The sequence below is a fragment of the Vibrio sp. 1874 genome, assembly GCF_033344395.1.
Classification (GTDB): domain Bacteria; phylum Pseudomonadota; class Gammaproteobacteria; order Enterobacterales; family Vibrionaceae; genus Vibrio; species Vibrio alginolyticus.
On the sequence record NZ_JAWPOR010000084.1, the window covers coordinates 1 to 1,444 of the forward strand.

The window sequence follows — 1,444 nt, forward strand, 5'->3', positions numbered from 1 at the left end:
CTTTAGAGACACCACTGAGAAATGGTTAAGCCAACGCTTGGCCGCCGATATCTATATTTATCCAACAAACAACTCGGCTGGGCGAATGAGCGCATGGTTACAAGATCAGCCAGAAGTTGAATCGGTTTGGTGGCGCTGGGAAAAAGATGTTCCTACCGAGCATGGCGCGTTGCAAGTGGTCAGCACAGGCCCTTCTGAAGGAGAGCTAGATTCGCTAACGGTCAAGCTCGGTGTTCCAAACTACTGGTATCAGCTACATCAAACTAAAAGCTTGATGGTCAGTGAATCTATGGCTCTCAAACTGGATATTCGTCCGGGCGATTACATTGATCTGCAAGCGCCACTGGGTGAAGGTTGGCAAGTCGTGGGTGTGTACTACGATTATGGCAACCCATACAACCAAGTGATGATGTCACATCGAAACTGGCTTTATGCGTTTGCCGGAACGGGCAACGTAGGGTTAGGCGTATTGCTGAAAGACAGCGTGAATGGGGAAGGGTTGAAGAATCGTTTAGAAAATGTCTTCCGATTGCCACAAGACCGCGTATTCGACAACAGCAATATCTACAATCAAGCCATGAGAGTATTTGATCACACGTTCGCCATCGCTGGCACGTTAGGCAACATTACTCTTATCATTGCTGTATTTGGTCTTTTCTTTGCAACCCTAGCAGGAGAACTCTCTCGTCAAAGACACTTCTCGCTGCTGAGATGCATGGGTGTTTCTGGCAAAGAGTTGGTTGCCCTAGGGGGCTTGCAACTGTTCGCCTTTGGTGCCATTTCTGCGATTATAGCAGTACCGTTAGGATTGGCCTTGGCCCACCTAATTGTTGATATCATCATTAAACAATCTTTTGGTTGGTCACTCGAACTGCAAACCATTCCTTGGGAATATGCACAAACTATCGCTTGGGCAATGCTCGCGATTATGATCGCCGGGGCGTTACCCGTAATTCGAATGATTAAGAGTACGCCAATGAAGTCGTTGAGGGATGCGTTGTAGTGGAAAAACAAAACTCTAAAAAGCGCGTTTTTGCTTCGATGCTGATCGTTGTCGTTTTTGCCATGTTGACTGGAGCGACGTTGTATTCAACGTTTTGGCTAGAGCCTACTGCTACCCAAGAAAATGAAATCAATTCGGTACTGACGCGAGAAAATAAAACCATTTTTGAGCCCGTTTTACCGGACGAGCATGTCTCATTGCCTTCAGACTTTCGCTTCCATCCTGAATATCAACATGAATGGTGGAACTACTTTGCGAAGCTGCAAGATAAGCAAGGTCGCACTTACAACGTGCAGTGGAGCTATTTTCGCGTCGCCACCGATGAACGAGAAACCAGCGGTTGGCAAAACCCGCAACTGTACATTTCACATGTTGTCGTGGGCCATGGTTCGCATGTGTGGAAAGAACAGCGTGTTGCGCGTGGTGGTATTGGTCAAGCTG

2 protein-coding genes are annotated in these 1,444 nt (G+C 47.4%); both read left to right on the forward strand.

Annotated features, from left to right (window positions below):
• Positions 1–1,003, forward strand: a 1,003-nt coding sequence (locus tag R8N46_RS24695; RefSeq protein ID WP_318189709.1) for an ABC transporter permease, incomplete at its 5' end; no start/stop codon positions are given.
• A partial coding sequence (locus tag R8N46_RS24700; protein ID WP_318189710.1) for a lipocalin-like domain-containing protein occupies positions 1,003–1,444 on the forward strand: 442 nt, incomplete at its 3' end. The genes R8N46_RS24695 and R8N46_RS24700, both read left to right, overlap by 1 nt.